This window comes from Bdellovibrionales bacterium, from assembly GCA_016714165.1.
Classification (GTDB): domain Bacteria; phylum Bdellovibrionota; class Bdellovibrionia; order Bdellovibrionales; family UBA1609; genus JADJVA01.
This window is the reverse complement of the sequence record JADJNU010000002.1, coordinates 1,058,303-1,075,538: the sequence shown is the minus strand read 5'-3', so window position 1 is coordinate 1,075,538 and position 17,236 is coordinate 1,058,303. Positions and strand designations below refer to the sequence as shown.

At 43.7% G+C, this 17,236-nt stretch carries 12 protein-coding genes and 1 pseudogene; 4 read left to right on the top strand and 9 right to left on the bottom strand.

Annotated elements, in window-relative coordinates:
- Positions 1–14: 14 nt before the first annotated feature.
- The 7 genes and pseudogenes from IPJ71_16480 to hemW all read right to left on the bottom strand — a co-directional run bounded on the left by IPJ71_16480 (position 15) and on the right by hemW (position 10,463).
- Positions 15–1,121, bottom strand: coding sequence for a hypothetical protein (locus IPJ71_16480; GenBank protein ID MBK7845251.1), 1,107 nt, complete (start codon positions 1,119–1,121; stop codon positions 15–17).
- Positions 1,122–1,146: 25 nt separating this feature from the next.
- Positions 1,147–2,644 (bottom strand): annotated as a pseudogene (locus IPJ71_16475) (MBOAT family protein).
- Between the two features lie 235 nt (positions 2,645–2,879).
- Positions 2,880–5,291, bottom strand: a complete 2,412-nt coding sequence (gene lon / locus IPJ71_16470) for an endopeptidase La (GenBank protein MBK7845250.1) — start codon at positions 5,289–5,291, stop codon at positions 2,880–2,882.
- A gap of 297 nt (positions 5,292–5,588) precedes the next feature.
- Entirely contained in the window at positions 5,589–7,589 is a 2,001-nt protein-coding gene (locus IPJ71_16465) for a penicillin-binding protein activator (protein MBK7845249.1), read from the bottom strand.
- The gene (locus tag IPJ71_16460; protein MBK7845248.1) at positions 7,586–8,602 is read right to left on the bottom strand and encodes a DnaJ domain-containing protein; all 1,017 of its coding nucleotides are present in this window, start codon (positions 8,600–8,602) and stop codon (positions 7,586–7,588) included. Before IPJ71_16460 ends, IPJ71_16465 begins: the two co-directional genes overlap by 4 nt.
- Before the next feature lie 22 nt (positions 8,603–8,624).
- A complete protein-coding gene (locus tag IPJ71_16455; protein MBK7845247.1) occupies positions 8,625–9,200 on the bottom strand; it encodes a nucleotide exchange factor GrpE in 576 nt (191 codons plus the stop codon).
- An 81-nt stretch (positions 9,201–9,281) separates the two neighbouring features.
- Positions 9,282–10,463: a radical SAM family heme chaperone HemW gene (hemW, locus tag IPJ71_16450; GenBank protein MBK7845246.1), complete on the bottom strand. Its 1,182-nt coding sequence runs from the start codon at positions 10,461–10,463 to the stop codon at positions 9,282–9,284.
- 16 nt (positions 10,464–10,479) lie between these two features.
- Here hemW and IPJ71_16445 point away from each other — a divergent pair, with 16 nt between their 5' ends.
- The 4 genes from IPJ71_16445 to tatC all read left to right on the top strand — a co-directional run bounded on the left by IPJ71_16445 (position 10,480) and on the right by tatC (position 15,085).
- Complete coding sequence (locus IPJ71_16445; GenBank protein ID MBK7845245.1) at positions 10,480–13,080, top strand: insulinase family protein; 2,601 nt, start codon at positions 10,480–10,482, stop codon at positions 13,078–13,080.
- A gap of 229 nt (positions 13,081–13,309) precedes the next feature.
- On the top strand, positions 13,310–13,939 hold the full coding sequence (locus IPJ71_16440; protein MBK7845244.1) for a hypothetical protein: 630 nt from the start codon (positions 13,310–13,312) through the stop codon (positions 13,937–13,939).
- A gap of 44 nt (positions 13,940–13,983) precedes the next feature.
- A complete protein-coding gene (locus IPJ71_16435) occupies positions 13,984–14,334 on the top strand; it encodes a twin-arginine translocase TatA/TatE family subunit (protein ID MBK7845243.1) in 351 nt (116 codons plus the stop codon).
- A complete protein-coding gene (gene tatC / locus IPJ71_16430; GenBank protein ID MBK7845242.1) occupies positions 14,327–15,085 on the top strand; it encodes a twin-arginine translocase subunit TatC in 759 nt (252 codons plus the stop codon). Before IPJ71_16435 ends, tatC begins: the two co-directional genes overlap by 8 nt.
- Positions 15,086–15,094: 9 nt before the next feature.
- On the opposite strand, the gene IPJ71_16425 is transcribed toward tatC, so the two are convergent.
- Both IPJ71_16425 and IPJ71_16420 read right to left on the bottom strand, forming a co-directional pair.
- Positions 15,095–16,714, bottom strand: a complete 1,620-nt coding sequence (locus IPJ71_16425) for a methylmalonyl-CoA mutase (protein MBK7845241.1) — start codon at positions 16,712–16,714, stop codon at positions 15,095–15,097.
- Positions 16,711–17,235, bottom strand: coding sequence for an acetyl-CoA carboxylase biotin carboxyl carrier protein subunit (locus IPJ71_16420; protein MBK7845240.1), 525 nt, complete (start codon positions 17,233–17,235; stop codon positions 16,711–16,713). Before IPJ71_16420 ends, IPJ71_16425 begins: the two co-directional genes overlap by 4 nt.
- Position 17,236 lies beyond the last annotated feature (1 nt).

Below are 17,236 nucleotides of genomic sequence, written 5' to 3'. Positions count from 1 at the left end.
TGAACATATGTGATTTATTTTAAAAAGATGCCATTTCTTAACAGTTCCTGTTCATGCTTCTTAAAAATTATTTTCGGCACGCTCTCATCTTTGGAATGGACCGCATCGGTGAAGTAGGTCTCATCAAGTCCATAGTCGCTTGGATTAGTTGAGCCGACCACGGGGATATGGACTTGCTCGCCAAGACTTCTAAGTGCCATTTCCACTTCAAATAGATATTTAGTATCATCTCTAGCGACCAACCTCTGATAAGAGTAAGGATGAAATGGAGGTATGTAGAGAATCACCTTGATTCCTTTTGAAAGGAGAAATTCAATAAATGAGGTTAATAAAAGTATTCTATTTTTCGATACTTTTGCAAATTTTAAAAATTTGGGGTGTGAGTTTCCATATGTGATAGCCAGCTCATTCCCCTTGGCTGTGGTTGCCGGTTTCGCATCTTTAATTAATAGAAATTCTCCATTTTCCAAGATGTAGGGGCCTTTGTTAGTCCTCGTTTCCATTGTTATATTGCACCGTTCGTCTGATGAATTCCATCTATGTTTAAATCGATCGACAAAGTTGGTTGTGCTTTCTTGGAAGTAGCTGAGAGAAAGCAGATTCGTAACCTTTTCTGGTATCATAAATGAAGGTGCTAAGAGTGGCTTTGATATTTTATCATTTACAATAATTCTTAACATCTGTTCGACACTACTTTTTAGATTTTCCTCCCAACGGCGTTCGTATTTAGTAAGAGAAAATTGGACCGGATCCGTACCAATTATAATGCTTTTCGGAAGGCAATTTAGCTTTTTGTATTCAAAAAATAATCCAAGGTAATCTTCAAGAATCGCGAAAACGACGGAATTATTAACAGTTGTTCCATCAAAAGTATCCTTCCTGATTGTCATTAAACGCGAATTTCCTAGAACAAGATGGCGTGGGCATGTTTTGGTTCTTTGAATTATTTCCTTTTGTAGCAATCGATGGTTTATGTTTTCATTAAGTGTTACATTTATGCCAGAGGAGAGAGCCGTGGCCATACAGTCAACTACTCCAGTTTTCCAGGTATTCGCCGGATCAATAAAATAATTAATAGCGACGATGATGAATAGAATTGGTAAAAAAATGAGCGCCTTCAAAATAAGCCGCCGAATGTCCTTGACTTCAGAATTGGAAATAGATGAACTGATTTTCACCATAAACTCCCAAAAAAATTAAAGAAAAAATTATAAAAAAGTAACTAGACCAGCGAACTATCCAGTGAGTGCCGGTGAGAATGGTTTCAATTCCCTTTGCACGTTGCAGAAAATCGATCCAAAATAAAAATAAAATAAGAAGGACAGAAACCATCAATGATTGGAGACTCTCATCGAGGCGCAGAAGATATCTATCATCGAAATGCCACTCATTTTGGATCAAAAGATAAAGGATTCGCCACCAGCCTTGGTGGAGGCGGGCAATAATATCTATAGCTTGCGAAAGGGTGGAGGACCTAAAAAAAATTACACCCAAGCAAAAGAGAGCGAAAGTCACAGTGACCTGATAAAATTTAAATATCCTGGGGGAGCTCTCCATAAATTTCCCCTCGAACAATTGAGTTCGCAGCTGCCTTGTCCAGGAAGCAAAAATAATAAGGAGACCATTCAAACCGCCCCATGCGACATATGTCCAATTGGCCCCATGCCAAAGTCCTGTTATGAGAAATGTTGCGAACAAGTTAAATTGTCCCCGAAGATTGGAACACTTATTTCCTCCCATTGAGAGGTACAAATAATCTCTACACCAGCTAGTTAAGGAAATATGCCACCTTTTCCAAAGTTCAGACATTGTCTTAGAGAAGAAAGGTCTCTCAAAATTATTTGTGAGTTTAAAGCCCATTACTTTAGCGCTGCCGACAGCTATATCTGAATAACCGGAAAAATCACAATAAACTTGAATCGCAAAGAAGACTGTCGCAATTGAAAAGGAAACTCCGTCATGATCTTCTGGGAAATTGTATACACTATTTACGACTAGTGCCAAACGATCAGCAATGACGATCTTCTTGAACATTCCCCATGCCATCAATCTTAAGCCCTCTGTTGCTCGATTATACTCAAATGTGTAATGCTCTCTGAATTGGTGCAAAAGATGCTGGGGGCGCTCAATGGGACCGGCAACCAGTTGTGGGTAAAACATGACATAGAGAGAAAATGCCAAAGTGCCTTTCTGCTTTTTGGTTTCCCCTATAGACTTCTATGACATAGCTCAAGCTTTGAAATGTGTGAAATGAAAGTCCGACAGGAAGAATAACATTAAGCACGTCCATTGAGTAGTTGAAACCCAAACTCTTTGCGACAAAATGAAAATTGGCATTAAAGAAATTGAAATACTTGAAAAAGAAAAGAATCGCACAAGTCGTTAGTACACTCACTATCAAATAGTTTCTTCTTGCTTTTACCTTGCAGTTCTCAATCAAAATCCCGGCCGTATAATCAACAGCTATCGTTAAAGCCAAAACAAGAATGTACTCAGGAATCAGCCACATATAAAATATGCAACTTGCAAAAAGTAAGATCACCCACCTCTGTCCTGGTCCTGTTTCTGAGCTAGGTGCTGCAATAAAGTACAATGCAGTAACGAGCGGGAAAAAAAGCAGAAATTCCAAGGAATTGAAAAGCATAAGTTAAAACGATCCGCACAATGGGAGTTCAAAGTAAGGATGATATGGCAGAGCCAATTTTATTTTCTGCATAAGACATCTATTTTTTTCATCATCCACCCTTCATATCCGAAGAGTAGATTCTAAAACTGAGAATTGTTACAGGATAGTAAATTATAAAGAAATTTCAAACCTAGCTGAAAGTTGAGGGTGCCGAGCTTAATGCGATAAACTAACAAAGGCCCCTCTCCGCGAATCAGGCAGCGGAGGGGTTGGCACCTAATTTCTGCTTTTTCGTGCTCTTTATGATGTCTTTCTTTTTCTTTGGCTTTCTATCAAAAGCTAAAGCAAAGACTTCATCCAGATTTTCTACGAAAATGAAATTCATCTTCTCTCTAAATTCCGAGGGAATATCTGACAGATCTTTTTTGTTAGCCAACGGCAAAATAACCTTGGTGATTCCGTGGCTTAAAGCCGCGAGAGCCTTTTCTTTGATTCCGCCGACTGGTAAAACTCGACCCGAAAGAGTAATTTCGCCAGTCATCGCAATGTCGCTTCGTACAGGTGTCTCAGTCATTAAGCTCGTCAGGCAAGTGGCCAATGTGACCCCTGCCGAAGGGCCATCTTTGGGAATTGCGCCGGCTGGAAGGTGAACGTGGGCATCATTTTTGTCAAACCAATCTTCGTCAATTCCTAGTTCAGCTGAATGAGATTTTGCATAGGACATAGCTGCAGAGGCAGATTCCTTCATTACGTCTCCGAGCTGACCTGTTAGGACAAGCGCGCCTTTTCCCTTCATTTTAAGAGCTTCAACATAAAGGATCTCACCCCCCGCTTGGGTCCAAGCCAGTCCCGTGCAAATTCCGATCTGATGCTCCTTCATCTTTTCATCTCTGATAAATTTAGGCGGACCCAGAAGATCTGAGACTCTCTCCGCATCTACGATGACTTTTTCCTTATGTCCGGTCACAACAAGTTTGGCGACTTTTCGGCAAATCGACCCAATCTCGCGCTCTAGATTTCGTAGTCCCGCCTCACGGGTATAGTGCGAAATAAGATATTTGATCCCATCGTCAAGAAACTCGAGGTCATTTTTGGTGATTCCATTTTGTTCTATTTGGCGATCCACAAGATGCTTCTTTGCGATGAGTACCTTGTCATTTTCAGTGTACCCAGAGATGTGAATGATTTCCATTCTATCCCGGAGTGCTGGAGGCACGTTCTCTAAGACGTTTGCCGTGGCAATAAAGAGTACGTTGCTCAGATCGAAGTCAACATTGAGGTAATTGTCCCGAAAGGAGGCATTCTGTTCCGGATCAAGAACCTCCAGCATTGCAGAGCTTGGGTCTCCTCGAAAGTCCGACCCAAGTTTATCGATCTCATCGAGTACGATAACAGGATTGTTTGTTTTTACCTGTTTGAGTGCTTGCACAATTTTTCCTGGCATTGCACCTACATAAGTGCGTCGATGTCCGCGTATCTCAGCCTCGTCTTTAACGCCACCAAGAGACAGACGGAAATACTCCCTGCCCATGGACCTCGCGATGGATTTGCCAAGAGAGGTCTTGCCAACACCGGGGGGGCCCGCAAAGCACAAGATAGGTCCCTTCAGATCTTTAACTTTGAGCTTTCTAACAGAAAGAAATTCCAGAATTCGATCTTTAACCTTATGTAGATCATAGTGGTCATCGTTGAGAATTTTTTGAGCTCTCTCAATGTCCAAATTGTCCACAGTGGTCTTATTCCAAGGCAAGTCCACCATCCAGTCGAGGTAAGTTCTCACCATCGAGGCCTCGCTCGCGTCTGGATGCATGCGTTCCAGGCGCCCGAGCTGTTTCAGGGCCTCGTTCAGAACCTCTTCCGGCATGCCTGCATTTCCAACTCTTTCTCTGAGTTCGTCGATCTCTTCAGTTTTTGAATCGGTATCGCCAAGTTCATTTTTAATCGCTCTCATCTGCTCTCGCAAAAAGTATTCGCGTTGACTTTTCGACATCTCGTCTTTGGCGGTATTACGGATGCGAGCTTGCATTTGCAGGACCTCTAATTCGCTCGCCAAAATTTCATTTACGAGTTTCAAACGTATCTTCGGATCGCCTGTTTCAAGAACGCTCTGCGCGTCTGAGACTTTGAGGCCTAAATTTGAAGCAATGAGATCAGCCAAGCGACCTGGGTCAGTGACATCGTCCAACACCAACAGAATGTCAGGAGACAGCATTCTTCCTAGGGCAATGATTTTTTCAAGATGCTCCTTCGAATTGCGAATCATGGCCTCATATTCAATCGCAGGGCCTGCCTGTTGCGGATCTTCGATCTTCTCGACTTCAACCTCAAAACTAGGTTTAGTTTTGCTGTATTGAACAATACGGCCCTTGGACACTCCCTGGATCAGGATCTTAACTCGGCCGTCCGATAGTTTTCGCATCCTCATGATCATAGCAATCGTGCCCACTCGATAGATTGTATTTTCGGTGGGGTTTTCTTCTGTTATTTCCTTTTGGGATGCCAAAAAAATAAGACGATTTTTAGCCAGAGATTCCTCTACAGCTCTTATAGAGGACTCTCTTCCAACATACAGTGGGAGTATCATATAAGGGAAAACGACAATGTCACGCACAGGTAACATTGGCAGGGTTTTTGGTATGTCGATGACCTTATCGTCAAAATTCATATAGCCTCCGCAATTGGCGGGAAATCAATTAAATCTCCCTCTTTCTTCTCGGAGCGATAGAGGATCCCTTTAATAGCAAAAGGGGAGAAATGGTCCGGAAATCATGAATTTTAACAAATTGCCCAAGGTATTTTGCGGGTAAAAGTGAGATCCATGATACCTTTGTACAGGTGCACTCAAATGTTGTTAATTCTTATCTATAAAAAATACTTCTGTTTCAAATAAAATAAATTTGGACTTAGGTCTCAATTTTCCATTTCGAGAAGAAGTAATCAGTCTCTCCATCTGACTGACGGACTACTTTGTTCGCTTTTCTGACTGAATGGCCGAAGTATTCTTCCACCCGTTGATCACTCCCTTATCAATAAAGAGAGGAAAGGTCGGGCGTTCGACTTCCCGAGACTTGTTGGTGTAGAGGGTCCCCAGAACTCCCCTGAAGGCCTTTAATTGGGCCAAATGTTCGGTAAGCCCAATACGACTGCGTTCTCCGTCTTCAATAAGCTCTCTAAGAACTAGACCTGCATCGTAACCCTGAACTTCAAATAGTCCGGGCTCATCGTGAAACGTTGAAACGAAATCCCTAAAAAAATGGGATTCCTTAAAATGTGGATCATGCGCCAGAAGGCCATCAACAAAAATAGACCCCTCAGCGAATTTCTCACCTTTTTCAGCCAGTTCGGGTGTATTCCAAAGATTGGTTCCAAGTAATTTTACCCCCTTTACTTCCTGATACGCGAGCATTGGTGCAATCTGACTGACGGATCGAACGCCGTCTGGAATAAATAAAGCCTCGAAATCTATCAATGGTTGCAGAACTTCTTCTGGAGGAGAGGTACGTCCGCCAACAGAACCATTTTTTTTATGCCATTCTTTTAATCTGTGCTTATATTCCTCTAAACGATCCTCAATATAAAAGGTACCCACTAAGCGCTGTACGGGTCCGCTAAAGTCCGTTTGATTAGGTTCGTAAGTCTGGGCGCCCGAAATGGACCCGCCCCTCGCTAAGACTTCGTCCCAGAATAAATTGGCATATTCGACCCCGTATGCATCATTGGGATACATGATTGCAAAACGGGATATTCCCAAATCATTCATAGCGACATTCACCAACTGGCGAACTTGCATTTCGCTGGTGAGTGCATTTCTGAAAACGGTAGGTCCAATTTCCGTAATCCCAGATTTTTGAGAGAGAGCAATGCTTGGTACACCCAACTCATCAGCTTTCGAAGCCACGGCGACTGATGTTTTACTGAGAAGGCTTCCAATCAATGCGATGACATGGTCTTCGGTCACGAGTCTTTCGACAGATCTTCTCGCAATATCAGGATTTCCCTCGCTATCGAGGACCGCCAATCTGATCTTTGAAGGATTGGGTCCATAAATTCCCAATCCGAGTTGAATGCCCCTTAATGTTTTGTAAGCGTAGGTTGAGGCTTTGCCCGAAAGTGGCAAGACCGTCCCCACCGTGAAAGGATCAACTTTCCGTCGGGCTTCAATTTGTTTGAGGAGATTTGACGCCTTTTCTGAAATATCGCTTTCTGGAGCGAGTTCCACTGCCTCTATGAGAAAATCGTAAGATCTTGAAAAATCTCTTTGTTCAAAAAGCAAAGTACCCATTCTCAAAACAGCAATACTGCGGACGAAGCCAAAACTCTTGTCCTTTGCCACAATTTCCAAATCAGGATCACTCAAGTGAGATTCAACAAAGTCCAAGGCCCGATTTTTGTGTACTTCCCTTAGCTTGAGGTCAGTATCGTTTTCAGCGAGAAAAATCAATGTTCTCAATGCATCGATTCGATCTCCAACCTCGCTCAATACTTGAAACCTCAATCGATAAATGTCCAGCCGAGCAGAATCCGAGAGTCCCTGCATGGCAAGACATTTATTGGTGAGGCTAAGGACCTCATCATAACTGCCAAGTTTTGCTAAGGCACGAGCGGCTCCCAACAGAGCATCTGTTTCCCGCGGGCTAAATACTGTGCTATTCACGACGGAGATGTAGGATTCATAGGCGCTTCGATAGTCACGACGATCCATGTAAATCTGACCCATAAGAATATAGGCGTCGTCAGCGAGGTCAGATTCGGGGTGCTTTTGAACGATTCCCTTGAGTTTGGTTAAGGCTCTCTCATAAGAACCCGCGGCCATATCAATTTGTACTTTGTTTAGTATATCCAGAACCGGCCGAGCCGCCGCAGTAGGCTCCTTTTTTTTTGGCGTACTGACACAAGAACCCAAACTCAGAAGAATCAGACAAACGAGAGAATTTGAAAAGAAACAAAAAACTTTTGATTTCATTTTCGGCTTTTTATAACTTGTTGAGCGTTGGTCATAAATTCTGCCACCATCGGAGATTTCTGAGTAAGATGTGATAATTTAGAAATAGCCGCTCTTTCTGATTCGCTTATCTCCTGAGGAATATCGATAACAATGCGGATGAGCATATCCCCAGCCGCATGTTCGCCAATTGCAGGAAAACCCTTATTTTTAAGTCTGAAGACCTGACCGGTATGAGTTCCAGATGGAATCTTTAGGCTGGCCTTTCCCAATAGAGTTGGGATTTCAATCTCCGTGCCCAAAATAGCGTCTACAAAAGAAATGGGCAGGTCCAAGGTCACGTCGTTTCCATCCCTCTTGAAAAGCGGATGGTCTTGCAAAGTCACTATGACAAAAAGGTCTCCCGGAGCTCCGCCCTTTTGTGTTGAATCACCTTCTCCACGTAACTTTAGGCGTTGTCCGTTACGAACCCCAGAGGGGACCGTGATAGAAAGTTTCGCGGTTTCCTCCTTATTGCCTCTTCTCCGAACGAAAGAGATCATTTTTTCGCAACCCTTGGCAGCCTCTTCAAAACTAATTGACAGCGTATATCGAAGGTCAGCACCTTGTTGACGATCAAATCCCTGGGCGTCTGGTCTTGGGCCCCCTCGACCGCGCCGCCCACCACCAAAGACCTCGCCGAAAAATTCATTAAATATGTCATTGGCCGAGCCGACGTCACCGCCTCCAAATCCTCCAAAATCGCCAAAGCCAGGTCCGCCAGCAGTCCCTCCTCCAAAGGGATTCCTACCGCCGCCAAAACCTCCAGCCTGTGCTCCCGCTTGGCCAAATTGGTCGTACATCTGTCGCTTTTTTGGGTCCCTGAGAACTTCATAGGCTTCGCTGATTTCCTTGAAGCGCTCTTCTGCCTGATGATTGCCAGGATTCTTGTCCGGATGATACTTTAATGCCAATTTGCGGTAGGATTTCTTAATGTCTTCCACCGTGGCTGAGCGAGAAATTCCTAGCGCTGAGTAGTAATCACGTTTGGACAAAATCAACCTCTCTACTGCTGTATCATTGCCGATCACTGTTTCCAGATTGAGGTTCTCTGGCCACCACAACCTGGGCGGGTCGAATCACGCGGTCATGAAGTTTATAAGCTCGTCTAAATACTCTGCTGATATGCCCGGCAGGGGTCTGATTTGTTTCCTCACTGCTCAATGCCTCATGCAATGAAGGGTCAAATTGCTCACCTATCGGGTCTGTCCCCAGAACTCCAAAACGAGCCAAAACTCCTCGCAACTCCTCTGCTGTCAGTCGGACTCCGTTCACAAAGGCCTCGATCGTATCAGGACTGACGTTCATCTCAAGCGCTCTGTCCAGCACGTCCAACACATCCAGCAAAGACAGAATAAGCCTTTCTGATCCGTACTTAACCAAATCAGATCTCTCACGAATCATATGCTTTTTATAGTTATCGAACTCTGCCTTTAAGTAAAGGAAATCGCTTTTGCATTTTTCCAATTCCTCGCTGAGCTGAGTGGAGGAATAATCTTGAGAATTTTCAATTGAGATCTCCCCCTGTTCGCTTATAATTTCGTTGTGGTCTGGTCTGTCTCCATTGCTCCGATTTCTACCATCACCCGACAAGAGATCCTCCAAAGAAATAGTATCGTTATTATAGGCCAAAGTATGGAGGCAAAACACCGTTTGTCAATGCGTCAAATCGAGTTAGTTGGTACTTTCTGTGGCGAAATCTTGCCTTTCAAAAGTCAGCTCCAGAAATATTCGATTGCTCAGTCGCTCTCCTTTGGAGGTTAAGGTCCAAGCCCGTTCATTTCTAGCAAGGAGGCCTGTTTGCTCAAGATTTATCAATTTAGGGACAACAATTTCTGCTACGGACGGGCCAAATTCAGAGAAGAGACGAATAAGGGAGAGTCCTTCCCTTATTCGAAGCGAAGTATGACAGAAATCGGTCAAAGCTTCATGGACCTTCAAATACTCAATCTGGCTTGAGGGAAATCCAAGATGCCTCTCGTCTCCTTGAAGCCCATTTATTTGGCTTTCGTAAGTATTTAGACTACTTGAGTTCCAAAATCGCACTCCCTGCTGCATTCGAGGATCATAGGAATGGGCGCTGAGGCCTAAACCCCAATAGGTTCCGTTCTTCCAGTAGAGTAGGTTGTGGCGAGACTCCATTTTTGGCTTTGAAAAATTTGAAATTTCATATTTGCTTATCCCCATGGTTCTGAGTCGGACCTCGATAGCTTCAAACATGTCAATTTGAGTTCCCTCCGGCGGCCGGTTTTTTTCCATGGGATGGCCACTTGGAACTGTCAAACAATAGGCGCTCAAATGCGGTGGGTCAAACAGTTCGACTTCATCTAAATCTAGCTCGAGCTGGTCCAAGGTTTGGCTGGGTAGGGCAAACAGAAGGTCAAAGGAATAATTGAGGCCTCTCTCCCTCAATAGTCTTAGCGTGTGACGAGTGTCTTCAGCGAGATGGCGTCTTCCGCAAAGTTTGAGAAGTTCATCATTAAAGGTTTGAGCACCAACGCTGAACCGATTGATGCCAGATTTGATATAGAAGTCTAGCTTTTCCTCGTTAATTGTGGCGGGGTTGATTTCAATAGTCACTTCTGAATCCGAATCAATCTCAAAGCCGCAATTGGCAAGCTCACTAATAATGGATAGAATGGAAGAAGCGGGGATAAGGCTTGGAGTTCCTCCTCCAAAGTAAAGGCTTGCCAATTTAGTCGGTTCAAACAGGGAGGATCGTTGCTGAATTTCACGGAGAAGAATTTGCAGGTATTTTTCGGGAGGCATGATCTCACTGAATTCAAAAGTGGTGAAGTCGCAGTAACGACAACGCTGTAAACAATAAGGAATGTGGACATAAACACCAAAGTCCATAGGCAGGTATTAAACGATGTCTAAGAAATTTCAATTAAAAAACGGTTTGAAAGTTCTCTTCGTAGAGAGCAACAAATCACCTGTCATCTCAGTTCAGATGTGGGTGAAAACGGGGAGCGCAGACGAACGCAAAGGAGAAGAGGGAATCAGTCATTTCATTGAACATCTCCTTTTTAAAGGAACCAGGAAATATGGGGTTGGGCAAATTGCTTCGACCGTTGAAGGGGCCGGTGGCGAGCTCAACGCGTATACTTCTTTTGATCAAACAGTATTTTATATAACGATTTCTAAACATTTTTCCGACACGGCTTTAGATGCCATCGTCGAAATGATGGGATTTCCTCTCTTTGATGAGCAGGAAATTAACAATGAACGAGAAGTTGTAATTGAGGAAATCAAGCGTGGCCAGGACGATCCTCATCGCCGCTCCAGTCAACTTTTGTTTTCAACATGTTATAAGAAGCATCCCTATGGAATCCCAGTTATTGGCTTTGAAAAGGTGATACGATCCATTTCAAGAAAAAAAATCATTGAGTACTACCAGAGTCGTTATGTTCCTAAAAATATGACCTTATTGGTTGTGGGTGATTTCCAACATAATGAGATGAAGAAGAAGGTGGAGAGACTGTTCGGAGCCTTGCGGCCTTTTAAACTGAGAAAAGTGAAGCGTGCCAAGGAATTCGTCCAGAAATCGCCAAGAATTAAGATGGAAAAGGTGTCTTTTGAAGAAACGCTTTTAACTTTAGCCTGGAAGACACCTCCCATTCGTCATAAGGATACACCAGCTCTTGAGGTGCTAGCCCTCATACTTGGTCAAGGAGACAGCTCCAGATTAACAAAGCGACTCAGGCTTGATCGTCCAATTGTAAACTATATTGGCGCGAGTAACTTCTCTCCTATTGATCCTGGATTTTTTGCTGTTTCACTCTCCACGACACGGGAGAATTTGGAAGTGGCCTTGAACGGAATTCGTGATGAACTTGACGCCATTCTTTCTCAAGCACCTGAAGAGGAAGAAATAAAGAAGGCCGTTGTCAATTTAGCGAGTGAGGAGTTTTATGCCTTAGAAACGGTTGATGGAATGGCAAGGAAATTTGGCTCCTATGAACATCTTTTTGGAGACTACCGGTATTTTAGTGAATTTATTAAATCGGTCTATTCTTTGACTTCAGAGGACATTCTTCGAGTAGCAAGAAAATATATTCATCCCAAAACCCTCAGCATGATATTGACGACCTCCCGCGGAGAAAAGACGGCTGAGGAGATACTAAAAAATTGGGCAAAATCCTTTTCCGTACCTGCAAAAAGGAAAGCTAGGTCAAAAAAGGCACAAAAAAATGATCCCAAACTAAAATGGAAAATGGCCGGCAATAAGGCTTCGAGTGAGAATCTTCCAAAGAGACATCTTCTTAAGGGAGGAGTTTTTATTGTTCGAACCTCTCATGAGACCCCTGTTGTAAATTTGAGATGTGCTTTTCGAGGAGGACTGCGTCTCGAAAGTCCCAATAAGTGCGGTCTTACGGAACTGTTGGCGCGGACTTGGGCGACGACCACAGAAAGTCTATCGGAATCTGAAATGTATAAAACCATGGAAAGCATGGCCGCCGGGCTGTCTTCGTTTGGAGGACGCAACACAGCTGGGATTAATCTCACTGCCATGTCGGCTTTTTGGTCAAAGAGCTTGGACATTTTTGGGAAAGTCCTATTGGAACCCTTGTTTAGCGAAGAAATAATAGAGCGAGAGAAAATTGTTGTTCTGGAGCAGCTGAAGAATCGAAATGACAATCCGGCACAGGTGGCCATCCACGATTTCATGGCTAATATGTTTGGCAAACATCCTTATGGTCGTGATCCCCTAGGTGAAGAATCTAGCATCAAATCTATCACTCGAGAGGATTTGATTTCACATTATAAAATGATGGTATCAAGAAAAAATTTTACGGCGGTGGCATCGGGGCATTTGGACGAAGGAAAACTCAGAGTGAGCCTAACGGATTTCTTAGAAAAATTGCCAGAGGGAGAAATCAAGCGGGAAATGTTTGAGTTCAAAAGGCCAAGCGTTCCCATCAGATCTTACCTTCCAAGCGATAAAGAACAAACCCACATCGTTGTTGGGTATCCTGGAATTACCTTTACGGACAAGAGGCGTTACACACTGCAAGTTTTGCAGTCAATTTTAGCTGGTCAGGGTGGGCGTTTATTTCTTGAACTGAGAGACAAGGCGTCCCTTGCTTATTCGGTGGCTCCTTTGCGAATGGAAGGAATAGATGCCGGCTATTTCGGCGCATATATTGGGTGCTCTCCAGAAAAGGGCGCAAAGGCGATTCAGATGATGCAAACAGAATTTGATAAACTGTGCGATCAATTGGTTCCTGAGGCAGAAATTATTCGCGCGCGAAGCTATTTGATCGGTCGCCATGATATTGATCTTCAGAAAAATTCGGCCATTACAGCGGCGATTCTTTTTGACGAGGTCTATGGTCTTGATTATCGTGAAGCATTTCGCTACGCAGAGAAGCTTGAGGTTGTCACTGGGAAGGATATTCAAGACCTTGCCCAATCCCTCTTTTCACAGCCTTCAGTCATCACAGCAATTGGGAGAGACCGACCCTGGTAGGCCAAGGCCAGCCAGACCAATATTCGGCAGTTATGAAGTCTATAATGGATACTTATCGATATTTGAAAAAATGATCCATTTTGAGTCGCTCGAACCGTCCGTTCCTCAAATGTGTCCAGGTTCTGGCAAAAATCAGCCCATTTTTTGATAAAATCAAGGAGTCTTTGTTCCGATATTCTATAGGTGAATATCGGTTGTTGATGGAGTCTCTTTCATTAAGGAAAGAAGGATGGATCAGACTAAGAAAAAGCAAGCAAGTCCAGATCTAGTCGCAAGTTCTAGGGAGTATTTTTCTGAGTCGGTAATTGATGCATTTCGTGAATGCAAATTGGAAGCTTCCGCAGATGTAAAAACCTATATCATCGATTTACTCGAATTCTATTTACATACGGGAAATCTCTTTTATTTGTCTAAAGAGGATGGCAAGAAAAGCCAAGAGACCTTGGCGGAACTATATTTGAAAGCCATCGGCGCACAGCCTCCAGTCAGCTTTGAAATGTTTAAAAGGCTTGCTGATTCGAGCCTGTACATAAGTGGTTTTTTTGGGGATTCGCTAAAGCGAAAGATTGTGGACGTTGATTATTATGCCGGAATTGGTGGATCTGCATACAGACACTTGGCCTCCCTTTCAGGTCGGACATTGAAGGCGGGAGTTTTCAATGATTTTTCTCTGAGGTTTTTGGATTTTGTGGACGTGCTGACCTGTGTAAGCCAAAAGGCTTTTTTTGTGAATCAAGAGGATCTACTCCGTCTTTATGATCGTTATGTTCTGACTGGCTCAAGACAAGCCGAGGATCAGCTGTTGGATCGAGGGCTTTTCACGCCAACGACGTACGCAAAAAAAGTAGTTAAGCAGTAGAAATCGTCAATGGACCTTCAAATTTCTCTATGGTAGCATCCTGTATGTTCAATTTAGGTTTTTCAGAGATGGTTCTACTCTCTGTTCTAGCACTCATATTTATTGGCCCCAAGCAGCTGCCCGAGTTAGCTCGGGTTGTTGGCCGTTTGCTCAATGAATTTAAGAGGGCGACGGGAGAATTAACCTCCTCTTTCACTGATATCAAGCATCAGGCGGATCGTTTTGTGCATAAAACTGAGGACCAGGTACGCCAGCAGCTATCAATAGATAAATTAGATAAGGAGGATATGGCACCTCCTGGAGGTGACGGCAGTTTTGACAGCTTGAAGGTTGAGCCAGAGACCAGTTCAGAAGATTCCAAACCAATTGAAGCGAACAAACCGAAATATGAATAATTTTAGCGGCGAGCCGAATCAAACTCTTGTGGAGCATCTGTCGGAATTGCGAATAAGGTTGATGTGGTCAATCTTAGGGATTTTTCTCGGATTTCTTGTGTGTTGGGGCTTTAGTGATTTTTTATTTGATATCGCAAGAGGGCCAATTTCTCCTTATTTAAAAAGCACAGCTGGCGGTTTGGTTTTCACGGCCCCAATGGACAAATTTTTGGCTCATTTGAAGGTGGCTGTTTTGGCGGGAACTTTGGTATCTTCGCCGTTCTGGCTTTACCATGTGTGGAAATTTGTGGCTCCCGGGCTCTATGAAAAGGAAAAGAAATACGCTATCGCCTTTGTTTGCTTTGGTACGGGTTTATTTATGCTCGGGATGTGTTTTGTGTATTTCATTGTTCTTCCGATGGCGTTTAAATTTCTGATGACCTTTGGGGGCAATACGGACACTCCCATGATAACTATTGGAGAGTACCTTTCTTTTTTTGTGACGACGACTTTGGTTTTTGGTCTTGCTTTCGAAATGCCGCTCATATTGACAATATTGGGAATTATGGGCCTTGTTTCTTCTTCATTTTTAAATAAGTACAGGAGATATTCTTATGTGATATTGGCTGTCGCCTCGGCAGTATTTACCCCTCCAGATGCCTTAAGTATGATAATGATGCTTGTGCCTCTTATCCTTCTTTATGAGATGTCTATATTTTTGGTAAAGATATTTGAAAAAGTTCCATACAGCGATCCGATTACAAAATCATGAGTTCAGAATCTATAGGGTCAAAGTCTCCTTGTATTGGCCGAATACTTTTCTGAGGGTGTCAGAAATTTCTCCCAGAGTTACTTTGTTTTCAACTGCCTCCACAAATAGGGGCATGAGGTTCTGGCGACTGTCTTGAGCCGCAAGTTGAATTCTCTCCAGCGATGTCTTCACAAGTGAGGCATTTCTTTTTTTAAGAAAAATATTGAGCCTGGAGATCTGGTCCTTGGAGATCTCATCTGAAATTCTCAGAGTTTCAATTTTTGATTGCTCCGACGTCTCAAAGCAGTTAACTCCCACAATTTTTTGATTTCCACTCTCAACATCGAGTTGGAACTTGTAGGCAGCATTTTGAATTTCATTTTGAATCCAACCGGACTCTATGCAGGCTATCACACCTCCCAATGCTTCGATGCGATCGATATATCCCATTGCCAAGGTTTCCAATTGATTGGTGAGTGATTCAATGTAAAAGGATCCACCCACGGGATCCGCTACATCAGTGACTCCGGATTCATGTGCGATAATTTGTTGGGTACGAAGGGCAATAGTGACTGCGCTTTCAGTGGGCAGACCCAATGCCTCATCCATGCTGTTTGTGTGTAGGCTTTGAGTTCCACCCAAAACAGCCGCCAGAGCCTGGAGTGTAACTCGAACTATATTGTTCTCTGGCTGCTGGGCAGTCAAAGTGACTCCTGCTGTTTGGCTGTGAAATCGGAGCTTCATCGAACGTGGATCTTTAGCTCCAAATCGCTCTTTCATGATCTTTGCCCACAATCTCCGAGCCGCCCGAAATTTCGCAATTTCCTCAAAAAAGTTATTTTGCACATTAAAGAAAAAACTCAGTCGTCCAGCAAAATCATCTACAGAGAGCCCCTGAGACAAGGCTGCCTGAACGTAGGTAATTCCATTGGCAAGAGTGAACGCAATCTCTTGGGCCGCTGTGGCCCCGGCCTCGCGAATATGGTATCCCGATATGCTTATTGTGTTCCATTCCGGAACTTCCCGCCCACAATAATCAAATATATCTGTAATAATTCGCATGGATGGCTGAGGAGGATAGATGTAGGTACCACGTGCTATGTACTCTTTGAGTATGTCGTTCTGTATCGTGCCACGGAGTTTGTTTAAAGAAAAGCCTCTTTGTTTGGCTATCGCAATGTAGAAAGCAAGTAGAATTCCGGCAGTTGAATTGATAGTCATAGAAGATGAGATTTCTTCGAGGGGAATTCCTTCAAGAAGTATATTCATGTCCTCAATGGTCGAAATGGCCACGCCTACTTTTCCAACTTCGCCGCTTGCCATGGGATGATTTGAATCGTAACCCATTTGTGTTGGGAGATCGAAGGCAATGCTGAGTCCGGTAGTTCCTTTAGCGAGCAGAGACTTGTAAAGTCGATTACTTTCTTGGGCAGAACCGAAGCCTGCGTACTGGCGCATGGTCCAGAGGCGGCCTCGATACATGCTAGGTTGAATTCCGCGAGGAAAGGGATATTCGCCTGGAAGAGAACAATCAGATTCATTCTTATCTAGCGGTGCGAGGTCGCTCTGATTGTAACAGGGCTTCAGTTCTATTCGACTGGAATTGAAAAATGTCGATTTGCCCTTATCAGCTTTATTGAGTTCGCTCATGACTCAAAACGAATCAGTACGGTTCCGTTGTCGACGTTTTCGCCTTCCTTTACCTCAATGGACTTGATTTGAACTTCACGAGGAGCTCGCATTTCATTTTCCATTTTCATTGCTTCCATGATCAGCAGGGGAGTACCCGCCGGAACAATGGATCCTTCCGCTACCAAAATTTTGACAATTTTTCCTGGCATTCCTGAGTCGAGAGTAACCCCCCCACCAAAAGATCCTCCTGCCTTGAGGCTTTCATGAAGCAGCTTTTCTTCGTTGTAAATTTTAATATTTCGAAAGGTCCCGCGCGTGAACACTGTATAATCAGTGTCTTGACCGATGCAATCCACGAGATAGGAACTGTTGTTAAACAATAAACTGATAGTGTCCTCCGCAAATTGGTAGTCCACTTTGGGGATTTTGTGATTTATCCAGTCAGAGGTTCCTTCACGGACAGAAACTTGCCAGCAATGACGACTTTCGGTGACGGTGACCTCGTATTTTATTCCATTGCTTTCTGCTTCGAAGTACATA

What these genes read in the sequence shown, in the direction of transcription:
- IPJ71_16420 (MBK7845240.1), bottom strand. Translation starts at nt 17,235, where the DNA reads ATGTACTTCGAAGCAGAAAGCAATGGAATAAAATACGAGGTCACCGTC.
- IPJ71_16445 (MBK7845245.1), top strand. Translation starts at nt 10,480, where the DNA reads ATGTCTAAGAAATTTCAATTAAAAAACGGTTTGAAAGTTCTCTTCGTA.
- tatC (MBK7845242.1), top strand. Translation starts at nt 14,327, where the DNA reads ATGAATAATTTTAGCGGCGAGCCGAATCAAACTCTTGTGGAGCATCTG.
- IPJ71_16465 (MBK7845249.1), bottom strand. Translation starts at nt 7,589, where the DNA reads ATGAAATCAAAAGTTTTTTGTTTCTTTTCAAATTCTCTCGTTTGTCTG.
- lon (MBK7845250.1), bottom strand. Translation starts at nt 5,291, where the DNA reads ATGAATTTTGACGATAAGGTCATCGACATACCAAAAACCCTGCCAATG.
- IPJ71_16425 (MBK7845241.1), bottom strand. Translation starts at nt 16,714, where the DNA reads ATGAGCGAACTCAATAAAGCTGATAAGGGCAAATCGACATTTTTCAAT.
- IPJ71_16440 (MBK7845244.1), top strand. Translation starts at nt 13,310, where the DNA reads ATGGATCAGACTAAGAAAAAGCAAGCAAGTCCAGATCTAGTCGCAAGT.
- hemW (MBK7845246.1), bottom strand. Translation starts at nt 10,463, where the DNA reads ATGGACTTTGGTGTTTATGTCCACATTCCTTATTGTTTACAGCGTTGT.
- IPJ71_16435 (MBK7845243.1), top strand. Translation starts at nt 13,984, where the DNA reads ATGTTCAATTTAGGTTTTTCAGAGATGGTTCTACTCTCTGTTCTAGCA.